The following is a 19,979-nucleotide window of genomic DNA, read 5'->3' as shown; positions in this document are numbered from 1 at the left end:
AGCGATATTCATGCAAAACCCAGGCAGGCTCTAAAAGCACACAGGTTTGCTATGATCCACGCCCTCCGTAATGCCTGATTAGAGTAGTCCCATGTCCGATCGTAGCACTCGCCTGCAAGCCCTCCACCAAGCCCTCAAGGAACGCATCCTGATCCTCGATGGCGGCATGGGCACGATGATCCAGAGCTACAAGCTGGAGGAAGAGGACTACCGTGGCAAACGCTTCGCCGACTGGCCCAGCGACGTCAAGGGCAACAATGACCTGTTGATCCTGAGCCGCCCGGACGTGATCGGCGGGATCGAGAAAGCGTACCTGGATGCCGGTGCCGATATCCTCGAGACCAACACCTTCAACGCCACCCAGGTGTCCCAGGCCGACTACGGCATGGAGGCCCTGGCCTACGAGTTGAACCTGGAAGGCGCACGCCTGGCCCGCCGGGTCGCCGACGCCAAGACCCTCGAGACCCCCGACAAGCCGCGCTTCGTCGCCGGCGTACTCGGCCCGACCAGCCGCACCTGCTCGCTGTCGCCCGACGTGAACAACCCCGGCTACCGCAACGTCACCTTCGATGAACTGGTGGAGAACTACACCGAAGCCACCAAAGGCCTGATCGAAGGCGGTGCGGACATGATCCTCATCGAAACCATCTTCGACACCCTCAACGCCAAGGCCGCGATCTTCGCCGTGCAGGGCGTGTACGAAGAACTCGGCGTCGAGTTGCCGATCATGATTTCCGGGACCATCACCGATGCCTCCGGGCGCACCCTGTCAGGCCAGACCACCGAAGCGTTCTGGAACTCCATCAGCCACGCCAAGCCGATTTCCGTGGGTTTGAACTGTGCCCTGGGTGCCAGTGAGTTGCGGCCATACCTGGAAGAACTGTCGAACAAGGCCAACACCTACGTTTCCGCGCACCCCAACGCCGGCCTGCCCAACGAGTTCGGCGAGTACGACGAGTTGCCAGCGCAAACCGCCAAGGTCATCGAAGAGTTCGCCCAAAGCGGCTTCCTCAATATCGTCGGCGGCTGCTGCGGCACCACGCCGGGGCATATCGAGGCCATCGCCAAGGCCGTGGCCGGCTACGCGCCGCGCCAGATCCCGGACATTCCCAAGGCCTGCCGCCTGTCGGGCCTGGAGCCGTTCACCATCGATCGCCAGTCGTTGTTCGTCAACGTCGGCGAACGCACGAACATCACCGGTTCCGCCAAGTTCGCCCGGCTGATCCGCGAGGACAACTACACCGAAGCCCTGGAAGTCGCCCTGCAGCAAGTGGAAGCCGGCGCCCAGGTGATCGACATCAACATGGACGAGGGCATGCTCGATTCGAAGAAGGCCATGGTGACCTTCCTCAATCTGATTGCCGGCGAGCCGGATATCTCCCGCGTGCCGATCATGATCGACTCCTCCAAGTGGGAAGTGATCGAAGCCGGCCTCAAGTGCATCCAGGGCAAGGGCATCGTCAACTCCATCAGCATGAAGGAAGGCGTCGAGCAGTTCATCCACCACGCCAAGCTGTGCAAGCGCTACGGCGCGGCGGTGGTGGTAATGGCGTTCGACGAAGCCGGCCAGGCCGACACCGAGGCGCGCAAGAAAGAGATCTGCAAGCGCTCCTACGACATTCTGGTCAATGAAGTGGGCTTCCCCCCCGAAGACATCATCTTCGACCCGAACATCTTCGCCGTGGCCACCGGCATCGAAGAGCACAACAACTACGCCGTCGACTTTATCAACGCCTGTGCCTACATCCGCGACGAGCTGCCGTATGCGCTGACCTCCGGTGGTGTGTCCAACGTGTCGTTCTCGTTCCGGGGCAACAACCCGGTGCGCGAGGCGATCCACTCGGTGTTCCTGCTGTATGCGATCCGCAACGGCCTGACCATGGGCATCGTCAACGCCGGCCAACTGGAGATCTACGACCAGATCCCGGCCGAGCTGCGTGACGCCGTGGAAGACGTGGTGCTCAACCGCACGCCGGACGGCACCGACGCCCTCCTCGCCATCGCCGACAAGTACAAGGGCGACGGCAGCGTCAAGGAAGCCGAGACCGAGGAATGGCGTGGCTGGGAAGTTAACAAGCGCCTGGAACACGCGCTGGTCAAGGGCATTACCACCCATATCGTCGAAGACACCGAAGAATCCCGGCAATCGTTCGCGCGCCCGATCGAGGTGATCGAAGGCCCGCTGATGTCCGGCATGAACATCGTCGGCGACCTGTTTGGCGCCGGTAAAATGTTCCTGCCCCAGGTGGTGAAGTCGGCACGGGTGATGAAGCAGGCCGTGGCGCACTTGATCCCGTTTATCGAACTGGAAAAAGGCGACAAGCCGGAAGCCAAGGGCAAGATCCTCATGGCGACGGTCAAGGGCGACGTACACGATATCGGCAAGAACATTGTCGGCGTGGTGCTCGGATGCAACGGCTACGACATCGTCGACCTGGGCGTGATGGTGCCCGCCGAGAAGATCCTGCAGGTGGCCAAGGAGCAGAAGTGCGACATTATCGGCCTGTCCGGGCTGATCACCCCGTCCCTGGATGAAATGGTGCACGTGGCCCGCGAGATGCAGCGCCAGGACTTCCACCTGCCGCTGATGATCGGTGGCGCTACCACCTCCAAGGCGCACACGGCGGTGAAAATCGAGCCCAAGTACAGCAATGACGCGGTGATCTACGTGACCGACGCCTCGCGTGCGGTGGGCGTGGCCACGCAGTTGCTGTCCAAGGAGCTGAAGGCCGGGTTTGTCGAGAAGACCCGCCTGGAATACATCGACGTGCGCGAGCGCACCTCCAACCGCAGCGCCCGCACCGAACGCCTGAGCTACGCGGCGGCCATCGCCAAGAAGCCACAGTTCGACTGGAGCACCTACACCCCGGTCAAGCCTAAGTTTACCGGGGCCAAGGTGCTGGACAATATCGACCTCAAGGTGCTGGCCGAATACATCGACTGGACGCCGTTCTTTATTTCCTGGGACCTGGCCGGCAAGTTCCCGCGCATCCTCACCGATGAGGTGGTGGGTGAAGCCGCCACCGCGCTGTACGCCGACGCCCAGGAAATGCTCAAGAAGCTGATCGACGAACAACTCATCAGCGCCCGCGCGGTGTTCGGCTTCTGGCCGACCAACCAGGTGCAGGAGGATGACCTGGAGCTGTACGGCGACGATGGCCAGCCGATTGCCAAGCTGCATCACCTGCGCCAGCAGATCATCAAGACTGACGGCAAGCCGAACTTCTCCCTGGCCGACTTTGTGGCGCCCAAGGACAGCGGCGTGACCGACTACATCGGAGGCTTTATCACCACCGCCGGCATCGGCGCCGAGGAAGTGGCCAAGGCCTACCAGGATGCGGGCGACGACTACAACTCGATCATGGTCAAGGCCCTGGCCGACCGCCTGGCCGAGGCCTGCGCCGAATGGCTGCACCAGCAAGTGCGTAAAGACTACTGGGGCTATGCCAAGGATGAAGAGCTGGACAACGAGGCGCTGATCAAGGAGCAGTACAGCGGTATCCGCCCTGCCCCCGGCTACCCGGCGTGCCCGGATCACACCGAGAAGGCCCAGTTGTTCCAACTGCTCGACCCCCAGGCTCGCGAGATGCACGCGGGCCGCAGCGGCGTGTTCCTCACCGAGCACTACGCGATGTTCCCGGCGGCGGCGGTCAGCGGCTGGTACTTCGCCCACCCGCAGGCGCAGTACTTTGCCGTGGGCAAGATCGACAAGGACCAGGTGACGAGCTACACCGCCCGTAAAGACCAGGACCTGGCCGTGACCGAGCGCTGGCTCGCACCGAACCTGGGTTACGACAACTGACCGGCTTTTTGTAGAAGCGAGCTGACAAGGGCGACGCGGCGCCCTTGGTTTTTTCACGAGCAAGTTCGCACCTGCAGTAGAGCGACATGCGGCTGTGCTTATAGGTTGAGTGCTGCGCGCTCCTGCTGGGTAAGGCGGATCGCCAGCGCCGCGCGCTGCTCCTTGATCCAGGTGCCCAGCACGGCATAGTCGCGCAGGTAATCCGCACCATTGTCAGGGTAGCGCGCATCCAGCGCGTCGGTCTTGTGCTCCAGCTCGCGGGCCAGGGCTGCGAAGTTCGTGGCGTATTTTTTCTTCAGATAGTTACGCCAATACTCAAGGCCCACCAGCCTTTCTTCATAGCCCACTGCGCTTTCGCCTTGCACAATCGTCCCATAGGCTCGATCCAGGTCGGCCGGCGTCACCTGCGACAATTCGCTGTACAGCATGCCGGCGGGTTGCCGGGGCAGTTCCAGGCGCGCCGCCAGCCCAATGCGCAACGCCAGGCGGATCTCTGCCGGGTCGATATCCGGACGGCTCTCGACAGTAGCCTTGGCGATGCCTTCCACGGCCTCCAGGCGGAGCATGCTACGGGCGAATTTCAGCAGCGTGGCACCGTCCTGCCCACGCTCGGCGATTTTTAGCGCATCAAACTCCAGGACCCGGGTTTCCAGGGCATTGAACATCAGGATCCGCCCATCGCCGCAGGTGACGTCCGGCATCATCGCCGTCGCCCGGGCAAACAGGTCGCGGCGCATGGCCGGGTTTTGGCTGATGGCTTCCAGTACCTTCCACACGCGCTGTGTCAGTTCGGCACGCGCCTCCAGGAAGTCCTCGGTATTGCGCAGTTGCGAGAGGGTGAAGAAAAAATCGACGCTGCCTTCCTGGGCCCTGAGTTCGTCCCAGATCCGGTGTTTTGACGAGTGTGCTGGCACGTCAGTAAACCATTGGGCCTTTTGCACCGGGGCCGTTTCGATATCCGGGTGGTTCAGCGAGTAGTCAGGTGAGTCAAAAGCCTCTTGTTCGTCGCGCTCCCAATACTCCAGAAGCATGACTTCAAGCTGCTCGGTGGAAAACCCCAGGCCGTTGCCGGTCTGGGCCAGATACTCCTGCAAGCGTTCACAGCTTGGCTGGTCCAGGCGGTTGCCCGATAGGTTGGTCCCCGCCATCAACAAATTACGTTGCGGCTCGAACGCCTCATCCGGCAGGGTCTCGATCCAGTTGTCACCCAGGTCCAGGGTGCGCAGGCGTGGCAACTCGAGCACTGTCATCGGCCAGTCGTCCAGCAAGTTGCGTTGCAGGTACAGGCTGTCGAGCCGCAGCAGGCCGCTTACGTCCAGCTCACTGAGAATATTGTCACCCAGGTCCAGCCATTCGAGCTCGGGCATCTGCGCCAGATTGGCCTGCAGCTGCGCCGCGTTCTGCAGTTCATTGCGGCCCAGGTCCAGCCGACGCAGAGCGCGGAACTCACTGAGTGCCTCGGGCAACGCGCGCAAGCCATTGTTGCTGAGCGTCAAGCTGCGCACATGGCTGAAGGCGCGCAGGAAGCCGTTGGAGCCCTCGGCCGTGAGTCGCACGCGGTTCAGGTTCAGCTCGCTGACGTGGGCGAAATATTGAGGCAACGTCGGCAAATCGCCGATAGACAGCCCGGAAAGATCCAGGCGTTCCACCCCATTCACTCCCGGCCCCACAGACCCGGCGCGCAGGCTGTAGCGCCAGCTCTCCAGCAGCCGATCCGCTGCACGCCGCCGGTCCAACGCGCTGATCCAGCCGCCGTCCAGGTACCCATGCACATCAATCCATTCATTGAGCAGCGGCACCCATTGCGCATACTGCGCTTCCCATTGCGCCAGGCGCTCGTGGATCTGCATCGTTTCCAGGCCGTCGGCGCGTAACTCTTCGATATATGCCGCTGCTTGCGTGGCGTCCAGTGCCGGGTCCAGGCGTTGCAGGCGCGCCGCGGGCAGCAGCTCGGCGGTTGTGGGCGGCAGCGCAGCCAGCAAATCGGGGCGGCGCAACGCATCCTCGGAAAAATACTCCGGCTCGCCCCCGGTCATACCCTGGGCCAGAAGCTCGCGGGGGATGCCCAGGGGGCTTTCCAGCGGGGCGGCCGGATTCTCGCGGGCGTAGCGTCGCGCAAACACCCGGGCTTCTGCGCGGGCCGTCGCACTCAAGCGACAGCCGCGCAAGTCGGTATTGGACAGCAGGAAGTCATGCCCTTGCAGCGCCGCCTCGGGGATCGAGGTCACAGCGCTGTGGCTCAAGTCCAGGCTGCGCAACGGCAGTGCAAGCACACCCTCGGGCCACTCGCTGAGCGCGCTATGGCTCAGGTCGAGGGTGCGCAGTTCGCGCAGCGCACTCACGTCCAGGCGGCTGATGGGGTTGTAGGGCAGTCGCAGCGATACCAGGCCGGTCAACCGGTTCAACCCCGCCTGGATCGGGGCCGTAATGACCAGCCAGTTATGGGACAGGTCCAGATGGCGCAATGAAGGGCATTGGCCCAGCGCCGAGGGCAGATCGGTCAGATTGTTGCGGGCCAGGCCCAGACTGTCGAGTTGGGGGAAGTGGCCAAGCCAGGTATTGATGCCTTCCAGCGACACGCCTATGTCACTCAGGTTCAGGCTGCGCACATGGGTAAACCCCACGGCGGGCAACTTAGGCAAATCAATCAGGTTGGCGCCTGACAGGTCCAGCATCGCGGCACCAGCAGGCGCCTGGCCCTCGCCAACAATGCGCGGCTCCAGGCCTTCGAGCCAGCAATCAAGGAGTTTTTGCGACGCCACCTGCCGCTCGACCTCAACCCTGCCAATGTTTGAATCGCGATCAGACCATTGCTCAAGGTCATCGACCAACTGGCGGTGTTCTTCGCGCACACTGTTGACGCTCTCCAGACGCTGGCGGGAAGTCAGCCCGCGCGTTTTGAAACTGGCCAAGACACGCTCGACAAAACCCGGGCCACCGGACTGCAGGCTGCCCAGGGCGCCTTCGCAGTAGGCCTGGACCAGCCGCAGCTCTTCGACCAGATGGGCCGGGTTGTCATGCAGGTACGCATATACCCGCATGAACTCCTCAGGTTCAAAGGCCGACCAGTTCATATGCAGGCCGCGCCACAAGCGTTGATGCCCGGTAAACAGTGGCGCAGGCAAGGAGCGCAACGGAGTCTGGGCCACATCCAGAAACTCCATGTGCTCAAGTTCCAGACAGCCTTGCGGCCAGGTTTCCAAGAGCCCGGACACGGTTAAACGGCGCAACGCGCTCAACCCGCGGACATCCAGGGTTTGCAGGTTGCCGGCCAGGGATAACTGGCGCAGTTCAGGCATGCGTTCAAGCGGGCGCAGCACTTGTGCTGAATAAGTGAGCGACGGGCCGCTAAGCGACAGTTGGGTGATGCTGGGAGCACTCGCCAAATGCTCTGTCAGCGCGTCGAGGTGCTCGGGACGCACATCCAGTTGCAAATGCCGCACGTTGGGAAACGGCCGCAGTAAGCGGCTGGATTCCTGGGCAAGAAATCTGCTCCCGGTGAGGTTCAGGGTGCGGACATGGGAAAAGTCGGCGTGCCACTCGGGCAGCGCCTGCTCCCCTCGTAGACTTAGGGTGCTATCGGCCGGACTGTCCCGATCAAAGCCCTGGCGCCAGCAATCGATGAGGTCGTCAACCGTGCGCTGGCGACTCTCATATGCCCCCGCCCATTGCTCAAGGGTCGCGCGCAAGGCCGTCAATTCGCGCTGGCGGTTGGCAAACAACCGCCAGATTTGCGCATTGCTCTCGCCGTCGCGTCGGCGCGCAGCTATCAGCGCCTGAGCCTGGGACTCGCTGATATTCGGATACACGCTACGGGCATGGGCGATCAACGCGTCGTCCATGGCGAACAGCCCGCCCCTTCCCGACAGTTCATACCCCAGGCGCCCGCTCGACAGGCGCCAAGCAGGCCTAGAGCGCGGCGTGCGCAGCTTGAGCATCTCCCGGGCGATGAGCTCGCGCTGCCCACTGGCATAGGTCGCCAGCACCTGCTGCAAATCTGCGGCCTGGCCGGTCAGCCCCAACGACCTGCACGCCTCATCGGGCAACGCGTCGATGATCGACTGGAAAAGATTGCGTCCATGGGCAGGCGCGCTATTGAGTGCGCGGCCGCCTGCATCAAAGGCCTGGAAGCCCTCGCCGCTGCTGACCAGGTATCGGCGCACAACAGCGTGCTCCGGGCCAATGCTGTCCAGTAAAGGACCGTGAATGCCCTCCAAACGCATCTCAAGGCGCACACCTGGGGGCCATCCGGGCAGGCGCGCGAGGCCCTGCAAGGCGAGTCGGTCACTGTCGGCATTGGCCAGCCGGTCACGGTGCAGGCCGCTGAGCGCCCGGCTCAAGCGCGCCTGCTGCAAACTGATACGAGCCTGGTGGTCGAGCCGCGCGCTGACATGCCCACTGTCTTGCAGGCGCCTGAGTTCCTGTGGGCTGGCGCGGTTGAGCAACTCATCGAGAGCACGCCTGGACAGCGCGGGAAACCGTCGCTGCAGTGGCCTGCTGTCGCTCATGGGCGCGCCATTCCCCTGTAGCCGGGCGTCGAACAGCGCCGTCTGCCGTTGCAGGGCATAGTCCGCCAGGCGCTCATTGAAGGCTTGTTCCCTCGGCTTGCCGCTGCCCAGCAAAGCGGTGATTTCCTGCTCGTCAAGGCCGCTCAGAACCACCTGGGCGAGCCTGCCTTGCTGCACATCGGCGCGGCTGATTTTCAGGGTCGGACGACTATCGTCCAACGACAACGGGCTGCCATAGCAAACCGAGCGCCCTGTCGGCTCCAGGCGCGCGCCTTCCCACTCATCAGTCACGGGCACCCCAAGTGGGTCACCACGCTGTGGCGTGCCCAACAGGCGCCAGGCCTGCTCCTCGCCCAGCCTGGTCGATACCGGCTGGCTGCGCTCAACGATGGCGACTGCCTCAAATACCTCCAGCACCCGCCCGGGAGGCCAGCCGGGCATTTCCACGGTGAGGGGCAACGCATACTCATGGCGGTCCTGCAGGCCGGTGCCGCGGCGCAGGCGCTCGATCAATTCGCCAACGTCCTGGTCGGCCCTGAACCGCTCCAGGGTATCGGCCAGCACGGCGGGCACCGGCAAACCGTCCAGATGCACTTTGCGCAGCAGATCGTCGTGCACACCGCTGACGTTGCCAACCACCCTCAAGGTTTCATCCGAGAAACCCTCGGTAATCGGCCCCAATCGCCGCAGCAGGGTCAGGCGGTCCCAGGTCAGGGGGCGCTCATGGCTATGCCGCCACGCCCCGGCCCCGTTGTGTTCGAGGAGCGGCTGGTACGCCAGCGGATCGCGCGGGTGTTTTATCCGCCATTGCTTGAGCTGCGGGTCAAAGGTCTTTTCGTAGAGCACGTTATCGATCTGCACATGGAGTTTGCCATCGACCTCGTACTGCCCCAGGGCATTGGCCTGACTGCCAGGTGCCAGGGCGGCTTCACTTGGGTACGCGCCCAGGTCGGGTTTCCATAAGCGGACCCGGCCATCCGGTAGCTTCACCGGGACCAGGCCTTCGATAACCGGCTCATGCCTCAACGCGCTCAGGGCCTTTCCGCCCACCGCAGTCACGCCAAGCAACGCAAGGTTTTGCGCCAGGTCGATCAAGTGCGCCCTGGCCGCCCTGCGATCGCCCTCGGCCCACAGCTGCGAAGCCTCGAACACCTCTTTCAACAACTGCTCAGCCATCACGGCCATCATCAGCTCCCCTAGCACTGGCACAAACCCCACCAGCGCACTCAAGCCGAACATCCCGATGTTGAGCAGCATGGCCAGTTTGCGCGTTCGCACCCCGGCGTCGACATCTGCGGTGGGCACGGCATGGCCGGCGGCATCGGCGAGGCACTTGTCCTGGTGCCGCTCATACAGGTAGGTCCACAGGTCCACTTTGTCGCTACCAAATACCTGGTTTTTGAAAGCCAGCGCCACGGGCGCCAAATAGGGGTCCGGGTTGGGCACCTGCGGGGCCAGGGGCAAGGGCGGAAAATTCTTCAGTTTGAACGGGGTTACCTGGCTGAGCAGTTCATAGAACTGGCCGATGCCGGGGAAGTTCGTGCCGATTTTCTCGCGCAGGGTGGCTTCTGGCGCATCCTCGGTGAACTGACTGAAGTAATGCGGGCGCTCGGCATAATCGACGAACTGACTGAAAAAAGCCTGATAGGCCGTGGGGCGCTCCACACGGGTCGAGGCTGAGCCTGGCGTGCTGAAGCGTTGCTTCAAGGTCGCCAGCAGTTGCGCATGATCGCTATAGCGCTTAAGAGGCTGGTATGGGTCCTGAGGGATATACAGGATTGGCGAATCGACATGCTCATCATCGAAGGCCAGAAACAGCACGCAACCGGTCATGCGCAACTTCATCAAGCCCAGGTCGCAGAGCCATACCGGTTGCCCCCCCATCTGCGGCGCGCGTTCGCCGGCGATCACCGATAGCACCATGCGGTAATCGTCTTGGGTAATGTCCTCGTGCAACAGGGCCAACTCGGCCGCCGCCCGCATCGCGGCCTTTTGGCTGGCAATGAATTGTTGGCGCAGGGTGGTTTCGTGGGTGGAAAAAAAGTCCGCGAGGTAGGCCTGGTACTGCCCGCCCAGATCAAGGCGGCGGCACAGCCCTATGAACTGATAGACCGTGAGGCTCCCCAATCGGACCGGCAGCAACGGGGCGACGGCGGCGCCAGGCGATGACACCTGCCAGCGAAAACCCGACGATGAATGAAAGGCCCCCTCTGCGGACTCGGACTCTTCGAAGTTGTGCAGCGCTGCCTGCAGCAGCTCCAGCTGCAAAAAGTCGTAGGTTCGCGCTTCAAGGTTCAGATCGGTGATGTGCAGGGCCTTTCGCAGGCTCAGCCAAGTGGCGACGTGGGGGGCCAAGGTAACGTCGTACTGCTCCTTGAGCGCCTGGAGCAGCAGCGGCCTGGCAAACGTGTCGATGTCCTGCAAGGCAGACAGGCTTTGGTCCAGAGCCGTCTGGGCGGTAAAACTTGCGATAAAACAGTCGTGCAATAGCTCGCGCTGCTCGGGTGTCGCATGCCAATAGGCTGGCGGCAGCGGGCTGTGGTTGTGCTTGAGGGCCATGCGGCGTGAGGTTGTGCTATCGATCAACCATTGCGGCGTGGCGCTGATCAATAACGGGCGATGGATGCTGGGCGTTGCCGGCAATGGGGGCAAGTCGGTCATGATGCGGCTCCGGGAAAAGGAGGCCCAGCACACCATGGGGGTCACGGCCAATCGCGGTAACTACGTCTATCCTGTTGGGAGCAGCAACTCCCCCCAGACCTCGCAGGAGGACTCATGGACGACCCGAACAACAAACCGCCGACCTTCTGGCAGATGCTTCATAGCGTGATGGCTGCTGCATTTGGCGTGCAGAGCGGGAAGAACCGCGCGCGGGATTTTACCCATGGCAAGCCCAGCCATTTTGTCGTGCTGGGCATTTTGTTTACCGCCGTATTTGCCCTGGCGCTCTTTGCCATCGTCAAGCTGGTGCTGCATCTGGCCGGGGTCTAGGCCCGGTCACTTCAACAGCAACTGCATGCTGAAGGGGTATTGGTAGGCCGCAGGCTTGCCCTGGGCCGACAGTGCACGAAAATCCACACCGTCGCCCTCGTGGTTACGCAGGTCCAGCAAGCGCTGGGCCTGTGGCCCGTCAATCAGTTGGAACAGTTTCACCTGGCGCTCGCGCCCGCCATGGCTTTGGATGTCCACGCCCACGGCATCGTCGTGCAGCAGCACCATGGCCCAGCCACCGACCGTAAAGTGCCCGGCCACCAGCGCACTGATCCGCCCTTGCAGCCGCGCCTGGAGGACATCGGGAGAGCTGTTGATCGCGCTGAACAACACGTCCTTGCCGGGTGCACGGCCACTGCCATTCAAGGCCTGCATGGCGCCGAGGGCCATTTCATCATTGGCCGACCAGACCAGGGTAGCCCGGGGGTAGCGCTTGAACATCTGGGTCGCCTGCTCGAATGCGCGCTGGCGGCTCCATTCGCCATACACCAACTGGCGCAGATGCACTTCGGGATGTTCGCGCAAGGCCCGCTGCAAGCCCTGCTCGCGCGCCTGAGAGGTCGGTGTGTACTTGGCGCCGGAAAACGCCAGCAACTCAAGGGTGCCACCGGACGGCACACGGCCATGTTGACGCAGCAGCTCCTTGAGCATCAGGTACCCGCCCTCCTCGTCGTTGGTCGTGAGGCTGCCCATCCAGTTCGGGTACTTCCCGGCGTCCAGCAGTTGCATCTGGTTCGGGGTCAGGGCGTTATTGACCAACAGTAGCTTGACCTGGCTACCCTGGGCCATGCGCAGGATCTGCGGGGCGATGTACTGCTCGTTGACCAGCACCAGGTAATCCGGGCGCTGCGGGCCCTGCAATGCTTCGCGGGCCTGCAGCAAGGTGTTTTGCGGATCACGCTCGGAATAACGCACGCGTAAATCCAGGCCGAGGTCCTTGGCCGCGGCCTGCATGAATTGCGCATAGCTGATCCAGAAGGTTTCAGTAGACAGACCTGGGTTGAGAAACACCACCGACGTTGCATGGGCCATCGTCCCGAACGCCATCCCCACCCACCACAAGCACCCGCAGAGAACCTTCAACATTACTGCCCGAACCCCGGAAATTGACAGATCATAATAGTGGCAATAAGCCTTTTGATCTTGGCTATTTAACGGCAGATCGGACAGTTTGGTGGCGATCAGTTCCCTTTACTGATGGCTGACCCAGAACACGGCGGTGGAAACCACCAGGATAATCAGGAACAGAATCGCCCAGGCGTCCACGGTACTGTCGGGTTTACGGGCTTTGGTTGGATTGCTCATCGCATCGCCTCTTGTCGGTTTTATGGCTGATTGCATTAAGACTCGTCCACAGTAAAGTCGATGATTGCCCGCATGACAAATGTGGGTATCGCGATAACCGTTCTCATTAGTCGATTTGGTTCTTTGCATATACTAAAACATCACTTTTGCGCATAAACGCAAGCTGGTATCGTGCGCCGGCTCCGTTGGGAGTGCGCGGCCGTGCGCGCAGATTTGCCGAGAACAGGACCTATATGTACGTATACGACGAATACGATCAGCGCATCATCGAGGACCGCGTCAAGCAGTTCCGTGATCAGACCCGACGCTATCTGGCAGGTGAACTGAGCGAAGAAGAGTTCCGCCCTCTGCGCCTGCAAAATGGCCTTTACGTTCAGCGCTTTGCGCCGATGCTGCGGGTGGCCGTGCCTTACGGCCAACTGACTTCGCGCCAGACGCGCATGATGGCCAAGATCGCCCGTGACTTCGACAAGGGCTACGCCCATATCAGCACCCGCCAGAACGTGCAGTTCAACTGGCCGGCCCTGGAAGACGTGCCGGACATCCTGGCTGAACTGGCCACCGTGCAGATGCACGCCATTCAGACCAGCGGTAACTGCCTGCGCAACGTGACCACCGACCAGTTCGCTGGCGTGGCCGCCGATGAAGTGATCGACCCGCGCCCCTGGTGCGAGATTGTTCGTCAGTGGACCACGTTCCACCCGGAATTTGCCTACCTGCCGCGTAAATTCAAGATCGCCATCAATGGTTCGACGTCTGACCGCGCCGCGATCGAAGTCCACGACATCGGCCTGGAGCCGGTGTACAACGCCGCAGGCGAACTGGGCTTCCGCGTCCTGGTGGGCGGCGGCCTGGGGCGTACCCCGGTGGTCGGCGCGTTCATCAATGAATTTTTGCCTTGGCAAGACCTGTTGAGCTACCTCGACGCCATCCTGCGTGTGTACAACCGCTATGGCCGCCGTGACAACAAGTACAAGGCGCGCATCAAGATCCTGGTCAAGGCCCTCACCCCCGAGGTGTTTGCCCAGAAGGTCGACGCCGAGATGGAGCACCTGCGCGGCGGCCAGACCACTCTGACCGACGCCGAAGTGCATCGGGTGGCCAAGCACTTCGTCGATCCGCACTACAAGGCCCTGGGCAACCAGGCTGCCGAACTGGCGGCGCTCGACCAGCAGCACCCAGGCTTTGCCCGCTGGCGCACGCGCAACACCCTGGCGCACAAGCAGCCGGGGTATGTCGCAGTGACCCTGTCGCTCAAACCGACCGGGGTAGCGCCTGGCGATATCACCGACAAGCAACTGGACGCCGTTGCCGACCTGGCCGACCGCTACAGCTTTGGCCAACTGCGCACCTCCCACGAGCAGAACATCATCCTTGCGGACGTTGAACAGAGCCAATTGTTCACCCTATGGGGCGAGCTGCGCGAAGGTGGTTTCGCCACGCCGAACATCGGCCTGCTGACCGATATCATCTGCTGCCCGGGTGGCGACTTCTGCTCCCTGGCCAACGCCAAGTCAATTCCCATTGCCGAATCGATCCAGCGCCGTTTCGACGACCTGGACTACCTGTTCGACATTGGCGAGCTGGACTTGAACATCTCCGGCTGCATGAACGCCTGTGGCCACCACCACGTCGGCCACATCGGCATCCTCGGGGTGGACAAGAAAGGCGAAGAATTCTACCAAGTGTCCCTGGGTGGCAGCGCCAGCCGCGATGCGAGCCTGGGTAAGATCCTCGGCCCATCCTTCGCCCAGGAAGCCATGCCCGAGGTGATCGGCAAGCTGATCGACGTCTACGTCGAGCAGCGCACCGAAGATGAGCGCTTCATCGACACCTACCAGCGCATCGGCATTGACCTGTTCAAGGAGCGCGTCTATGCAGCGAATCATTAAGAACAACCAAGTCGTCGACGAAACCTGGCACCTGCTGCCCAAGGATGCGTCGTTCGATGGCATCTCCAACTGTGACGACCTGATCGTGCCGCTGGCCTTGTGGCGTGAACACGGACACGCCCTCAAGGCCCGTGATGGTGGCCTGGGCGTGTGGCTGGACGCCGATGAAGAAGCCGAAGAGATTGGCGCCGACGTGGAACACTTCCAGGTCATCGCCCTGAACTTCCCGGCCTTCACCGACGGGCGCAACTACTCCAACGCGCGCCTGCTGCGTGACCGTTATGGCTACAAGGGCGAACTGCGGGCGATTGGCGATGTGCTGCGCGACCAGCTGTTCTACCTGCACCGCTGCGGGTTTGACGCCTACGCCTTGCGCGCCGACAAAGACCCGTATGAAGCGCTGGAAAGCCTCAAGGACTTCTCGGTGACGTACCAGGCGGCTACGGATGAACCGTTGCCGCTATTCCGTCGTCGCTAGACCCTGATGCGAAACAAAAAGCCCCGAAACCTGGCTCGCAGGTTTCGGGGCTTTTTTATGCGCGGCGCAAGGGCCCTGGGCGCGAGGGCGAAACCGGCCTAGCAGGCAACGGGCAGATCTGCTCAGCCCTTCTGCTTGGCGACCCAGCGACCGTAGGCATCGATGAACGCCTGCAGGAACGGCTGGGTTTTCTCCGACAGCTTGCCCGACTCATCAAACGCACTGCCCGCGCCACCCAGGTAGGCTTCCGGCTGCTGCATGCACGGCACATCCAGAAACACCAGGGACTGGCGCAAATGATGGTTGGCACCAAAGCCACCAATCGCCCCCGGCGAAACGCTGATGACCGCACCTGGCTTGCCGCTCCAGACGCTCTTGCCGTATGGGCGCGAGCCTACATCAATGGCATTTTTCAAGGCCGCCGGCACCGAACGGTTGTATTCAGGAGTGACGAACAGCACCCCATCGGCCGCCGCCACCTGCTGGCGGAACGTGGTGTAGGCCGCAGGCGGCGTTGCGCTATCAAGGTCTTCGTTGTAGAGCGGCAATTCGCCAAGTTCGACGATGCTGAGCTTGAGGTTGGCCGGCGCCAACTGCGCCAATGCCTGGGCGACCTTGCGGTTGATCGACTCTTTTCTCAAGCTGCCGACCAGTACGGCAATCGTGTAGACCTTGCTCATGGGGCCTTCCTGACATCTGACTAAGGGAATTTGTAGTTATAGAGCCTTCGCCGGGCGATCACCAGCAGGTAGTAGCCAATCGGCGGATGTTTTTGTTTGTAGGAAAAATAAGCGGAATATCAACGAATAGTATTTTTTCTATGTAGGTAAACTACCCGCGTTAAAGACGGTCTACAGAACCGCAAATCGGTGTTTTCTCCAGAGGTTCTAAACAGATGGCAGCAGTACTTGTCGGACAATTCCATGCTCGTGACGCGGAAGGCCGCGTTTATTCCGTGCATGAATTCCAGGACTCCACTCCGTCGGACGGTGGTTCAGAACCTGTAATCTCCTACAAACTGGCGATTGGTGACCGGGTCACCAAAGTTGATGACAACACCTTCGTCCTGGTTCAGTCGCAGATCTCCCTGACCCGCGAACCCGAAAACACGCCTGTTTGATCAGGCTGTGCCTCCAGGCAGAAGTCATATGAACGGAGTTGGGTTAGGATTCACCCGGTGAATCCCTTACCTGCTGAACATGGACTTCATGCATGCGTTTACGTCATATCGAAGTGATTCAAGCCATTTTGCAGACCGGACACCTCGGCACCGCCGCCGAATGGTTGCAATTGGCTGTGTCCGATGTGGACGCCACCCTCAAGGACGCTGAACAGCAACTGGGCTTCATGCTGTTCGCCAGCGTCCGCGGACGGTTGCAGGCCACCCGTGAAACCCTGGCCATGCAGGCACAGATCGCCCACCTCTACGAGGCCCTGGAACCGATCCAGCGCCTGGCCAGCAGCCTCAAGCACCATCACGCCCCGCCGTTGCGCACGCTGTGTACGCCGCCCTTGGCCAACCAACTGCTGCCGCAAAGCATCGCGTTGTTGCGCCGCCGTTTCCAGGACACGCCCTGCAACCTTTCCAGCCAACCGACCCGTGACATCGTCAAGAGCCTGTTGCTGCATGAGGCCGACCTGGGCCTGAGCCTGCATGACCCCGAACACCCGCAAATCACCAGCACCGTGCTGGCCCAAGGCAAGCTGCAACTGCTGGCGCCCCATGGCTGGCTCAAGCCACGGCAGAAATACATCGCCCTGCAAGAACTGGCCGGCCAGTCGATGATCGGCCTGGAGGGCCAGGACCCGCTGAGCCAGTTGCTGGACAGTAAGTTGCAAGCGCTGCGGCCGTTGCCAGTGATCCAGACACGGGTGCAGACCTACCAGATGATGCGCAGCATGGTCGAGGCCGGCGAAGGGCTGGCGGTGGTCGATCCGTTCACTGCCAGCGGCGCGCGGGAGGCGGGGCTGGATACCTGCCCGCTGTCACCGCCGATCCTGGTGAGCCTGTATGGGTTGACGGTCAGGGACAGCAGCCCGAGCCCGGCGCTGAATGCATTGCTGGAGATTGTCACGCAGAAGGCCCAAGACCTGCTGTCTTGAGTGTCAGCTGAACAAGCGATACCAGAAAATCGCCACTTCCCGCGTCTGTGGATCAATCCCGCGATAACGCAGGTGGTCGATACCGCCCATGACGTAGCCGCTGCGTTCATACAATCGGCACGCTCCCAGGTTATTGTTCTGGGTCTCCAGCATCATCCCCGGCAGGTTTTTCTTGCGGCTCCAGAACTGCGCCACATCAAGCAGGGCCTTGGCCACGCCATGCCGGCGGGCTGGGAGCACCACCGCCAACTCATCGACATGGGCATAACCGTTCCAATTGGTACTGACGACGATATGGCCCACCGGTCGATCATCCAGGTACGCCATGAATACCGCGCTGTCGCTGGCATTGCGGTAGCTGGCGAACTCCTCGGGGTCGATGCCGTAGCATTTGCGGTACGGCAAAATCTGCTCCACCGCCCACTGATCGACAGGCTTGCCCAGTTCGGGCGTGCCATACACGCACACCTCGAAGCTGAAATCATTGCCCCATACGTAGGCGTCAAATCCCTCGTCGGCGACTCGTACACTGAGCCCCGGGTACTTCGGATTCATTACAGCTTGCATAACCATCCTTAACACTTGATGCAATCGACGGTGTAACAACGACCGTTGCCGTCGTCTTCGTGTTGTAAGCCATGCACATCGGCGACAAACCCTGGGAAACTGCTATCGAACTCCCGGGCAAAGGCCAGGTAGTCAATGATCGATCGCGTCGACTCGGTAAAGCGCTCCCCCGGCATGATCAGCGGAATGCCTGGCGGATAAGGCACCAGCATCACGGCTGCGATACGCCCTGGCAAGGCATCGATGGACACGGCCTCGACTTCACCGCGCACCAACTGGTCATAGGCATCGGCCGGCTTCATGGCGATTTCCGGTAACACCGTGTACATGCGCTTGAGGTGCTTGGCCGTGGCGTTGCTGCGATAGCAGCCGTGCAATTGGTCGCACAAATCCTGCAAGCCCATGCCCTGATAGCGTGCCGGGCCTTGCTGGAACACCGATGGCAGGCAACTGGCCAGGCTGATATTGGCGTCGTAGCTGCGCTTGAACTCCAGCAGTTCGGTGAGCAGGGTACTCCACTTGCCTTTGGTAATGCCCATGGAGAACAACACCAGGAACGAATACAACCCGGTTTTTTCCACCACCAGGCCACGCTCCCAGAGGAATTTACTGACTACCGCTGCCGGAATGCCGCAGTCACTCAAGGCGCCACCCGCCGTCAAGCCGGGCATGACCAGGGTGACCTTGATCGGGTCGAGCAACACATAGTCTTCGGCGATATCCCCAAAGCCATGCCAGTCGGCCTCCGGCTGCAACAACCAGTCAGCGGTCGCGACCCGGTCGATACCGGCCACCGAGGGCGGTTGCCAGATGGAAAACCACCAATCATCGGCGGCGATGTGCTGGCGCAAATTGGCCAGGGCCCGGCGAAAGCTCAGGGCCTCATCGAACATTTCCTGAAGCAGCGAACGCCCGGCGGGCCCTTCCATCATGGCCGACGCCACATCCAGCGAGGCGATGATGCTGTACTGCGGCGAGGTAGAGATGTGCATCATGAACGCCTCATTGAAACGATCACGATCCAATTGCCGCGCCCCGCCGTCCTGCACATGGATCATCGACGCCTGGCTGAACGCCGCCAGCAACTTGTGGGTCGAGTGCGTGGTGAACACCAGCGGGCTGTCGGGCGTGCGCGAGGTACCCATGCCATAGCGCCCGGCGAAAAACTCGTGAAAGGCCGCGTAGGCGTACCAGGCCTCGTCAAAGTGCAGGACTTCGACGCTGTTGCCCAATTGCTGCTTGATCAGCTCGGCGTTGTAACACAGGCCGTCGTAGGTCGAGTTGGTCACCACCGCCAGCTTGACCTTGGGCTCGCGACCGCGGGTCAAGGGGCTGGCCTCGATCTTTGCGCGAATCGATTCGCGGCTGAACTCGGTCAGCGGGATCGGACCGATAATCCCCAGTTCATTGCGCTCCGGGCACAAGAACAGGGGGATCGCGCCGGTCATGATGATCGAATGCAGCACCGACTTATGGCAATTGCGGTCCACCAGCACCAGGTCATCGCGCCCGACCATGGAGTGCCAGACGATCTTGTTGGCGGTGGAGGTGCCGTTGATCACAAAGAATGTGTGGTCGGCGCCAAAGTTGCGCGCCGCGCGGGCTTCGGCTTCGGCCAGGGGCCCGGTGTGATCCAGCAGGGAGCCCAGTTCCGGCACTGACACCGACAGGTCCGAACGCAGGGTATTTTCCCCAAAGAACTGATGAAACGCCTGCCCCACCGGGCTTTTGCGATAGGCCACGCCGCCACCGTGGCCGGGGGTATGCCAGGAGTAATTGGAGTCGGCTGTGTGTTGCACCAGGGCCTTGAAGAATGGCGGCAACAGGCCATCGAGGTAAGTGCGCGCCGCCCGGGCCACCTGCCGGGCAAGGAACGGCACCGTGTCCTCGAACAGGTAGAGAATGCCGCGCAGTTGGTTGAGCTCGCTCATGGCATCGGCCGGGGCATTTTCCAGGGTGACTTGCTCGCCCAGGGCAAAGATCGGCAGGTTGGGCGCGCGCAGGCGTGCCAGTCGGATCAGCTCCACCATATTTTGCAGCAGATGGGTATTTTCCCCGGCGCCTTCAGCGGCGATCAGCATGCACGCCAGGCCATGATGGGTCGACGCCACCAGCCGGCCTTCGGCATAGTCCACAGCGGAAAAGATGCTGAAACCCTCTTGCTCCAACTCCCGGGCGATACCCCGGACCCGATCACCGGCGACGGTGTCGGCCTTGATGTCGCGGTGCACGATCAGGATCGGGAACTTCAGGTCTTTGTACATGAGGGCTTGGCGTCCTGAGGGCGATGTACTCAGGGTAGAAGCTGGGAGCGAATGTGGCGAATGGAGATA

11 protein-coding genes are annotated in these 19,979 nt (G+C 61.7%); 6 read left to right on the top strand and 5 right to left on the bottom strand.

Features of this window, described 5'->3' with window-relative positions:
* Positions 1-91: 91 nt before the first annotated feature.
* On the top strand, positions 92-3,802 hold the full coding sequence (gene metH / locus HBO11_RS06325) for a methionine synthase (protein WP_169953279.1): 3,711 nt from the start codon (positions 92-94) through the stop codon (positions 3,800-3,802).
* 98 nt (positions 3,803-3,900) lie between these two features.
* On the opposite strand, the gene HBO11_RS06320 is transcribed toward metH, so the two are convergent.
* Positions 3,901-10,971: an NEL-type E3 ubiquitin ligase domain-containing protein gene (locus HBO11_RS06320; RefSeq protein WP_169953277.1), complete on the bottom strand. Its 7,071-nt coding sequence runs from the start codon at positions 10,969-10,971 to the stop codon at positions 3,901-3,903.
* A gap of 114 nt (positions 10,972-11,085) precedes the next feature.
* Between HBO11_RS06320 and HBO11_RS06315 the strand changes: the two genes are divergently transcribed.
* Entirely contained in the window at positions 11,086-11,301 is a 216-nt protein-coding gene (locus HBO11_RS06315; protein WP_169953275.1) for a DUF2970 domain-containing protein, read from the top strand.
* A gap of 6 nt (positions 11,302-11,307) precedes the next feature.
* On the opposite strand, the gene HBO11_RS06310 is transcribed toward HBO11_RS06315, so the two are convergent.
* Positions 11,308-12,387 carry an ABC transporter substrate-binding protein gene (locus HBO11_RS06310; RefSeq protein ID WP_169953273.1) on the bottom strand — a complete coding sequence of 360 codons (1,080 nt, stop codon included), beginning with the start codon at positions 12,385-12,387 and terminating at the stop codon, positions 11,308-11,310.
* 452 nt (positions 12,388-12,839) lie between these two features.
* Here HBO11_RS06310 and HBO11_RS06305 point away from each other — a divergent pair, with 452 nt between their 5' ends.
* Positions 12,840-14,498: a nitrite/sulfite reductase gene (locus HBO11_RS06305; RefSeq protein WP_169953271.1), complete on the top strand. Its 1,659-nt coding sequence runs from the start codon at positions 12,840-12,842 to the stop codon at positions 14,496-14,498.
* Positions 14,482-14,976, top strand: a complete 495-nt coding sequence (locus HBO11_RS06300; RefSeq protein ID WP_169953269.1) for a DUF934 domain-containing protein — start codon at positions 14,482-14,484, stop codon at positions 14,974-14,976. Before HBO11_RS06305 ends, HBO11_RS06300 begins: the two co-directional genes overlap by 17 nt.
* 122 nt (positions 14,977-15,098) lie before the next feature.
* Here HBO11_RS06300 and HBO11_RS06295 read toward each other — a convergent pair whose 3' ends face one another.
* Positions 15,099-15,656, bottom strand: a complete 558-nt coding sequence (locus HBO11_RS06295; protein ID WP_169953267.1) for an NAD(P)H-dependent oxidoreductase — start codon at positions 15,654-15,656, stop codon at positions 15,099-15,101.
* 215 nt (positions 15,657-15,871) lie between these two features.
* Between HBO11_RS06295 and HBO11_RS06290 the strand changes: the two genes are divergently transcribed.
* Together HBO11_RS06290 and HBO11_RS06285 are read left to right on the top strand one after the other, a co-directional pair.
* Positions 15,872-16,096, top strand: a complete 225-nt coding sequence (locus tag HBO11_RS06290; RefSeq protein WP_169953265.1) for a hypothetical protein — start codon at positions 15,872-15,874, stop codon at positions 16,094-16,096.
* Between the two features lie 92 nt (positions 16,097-16,188).
* Positions 16,189-17,079, top strand: a complete 891-nt coding sequence (locus HBO11_RS06285) for a LysR substrate-binding domain-containing protein (protein WP_169953263.1) — start codon at positions 16,189-16,191, stop codon at positions 17,077-17,079.
* 3 nt (positions 17,080-17,082) lie between these two features.
* Here the strand turns inward: HBO11_RS06285 and HBO11_RS06280 are convergent, their stop codons facing one another.
* Positions 17,083-17,634, bottom strand: coding sequence for a GNAT family N-acetyltransferase (locus HBO11_RS06280; RefSeq protein WP_169953322.1), 552 nt, complete (start codon positions 17,632-17,634; stop codon positions 17,083-17,085).
* 20 nt (positions 17,635-17,654) lie between these two features.
* The gene (locus HBO11_RS06275; RefSeq protein WP_169953262.1) at positions 17,655-19,910 is read right to left on the bottom strand and encodes an Orn/Lys/Arg decarboxylase N-terminal domain-containing protein; all 2,256 of its coding nucleotides are present in this window, start codon (positions 19,908-19,910) and stop codon (positions 17,655-17,657) included.
* Between the last annotated feature and the right edge of the window lie 69 nt (positions 19,911-19,979).

The organism is Pseudomonas sp. WS 5010 (assembly GCF_012985565.1).
In the GTDB taxonomy this organism is placed as follows: Bacteria; Pseudomonadota; Gammaproteobacteria; order Pseudomonadales; family Pseudomonadaceae; genus Aquipseudomonas.
This window is presented reverse-complemented; position numbering and strand designations above follow the sequence as displayed.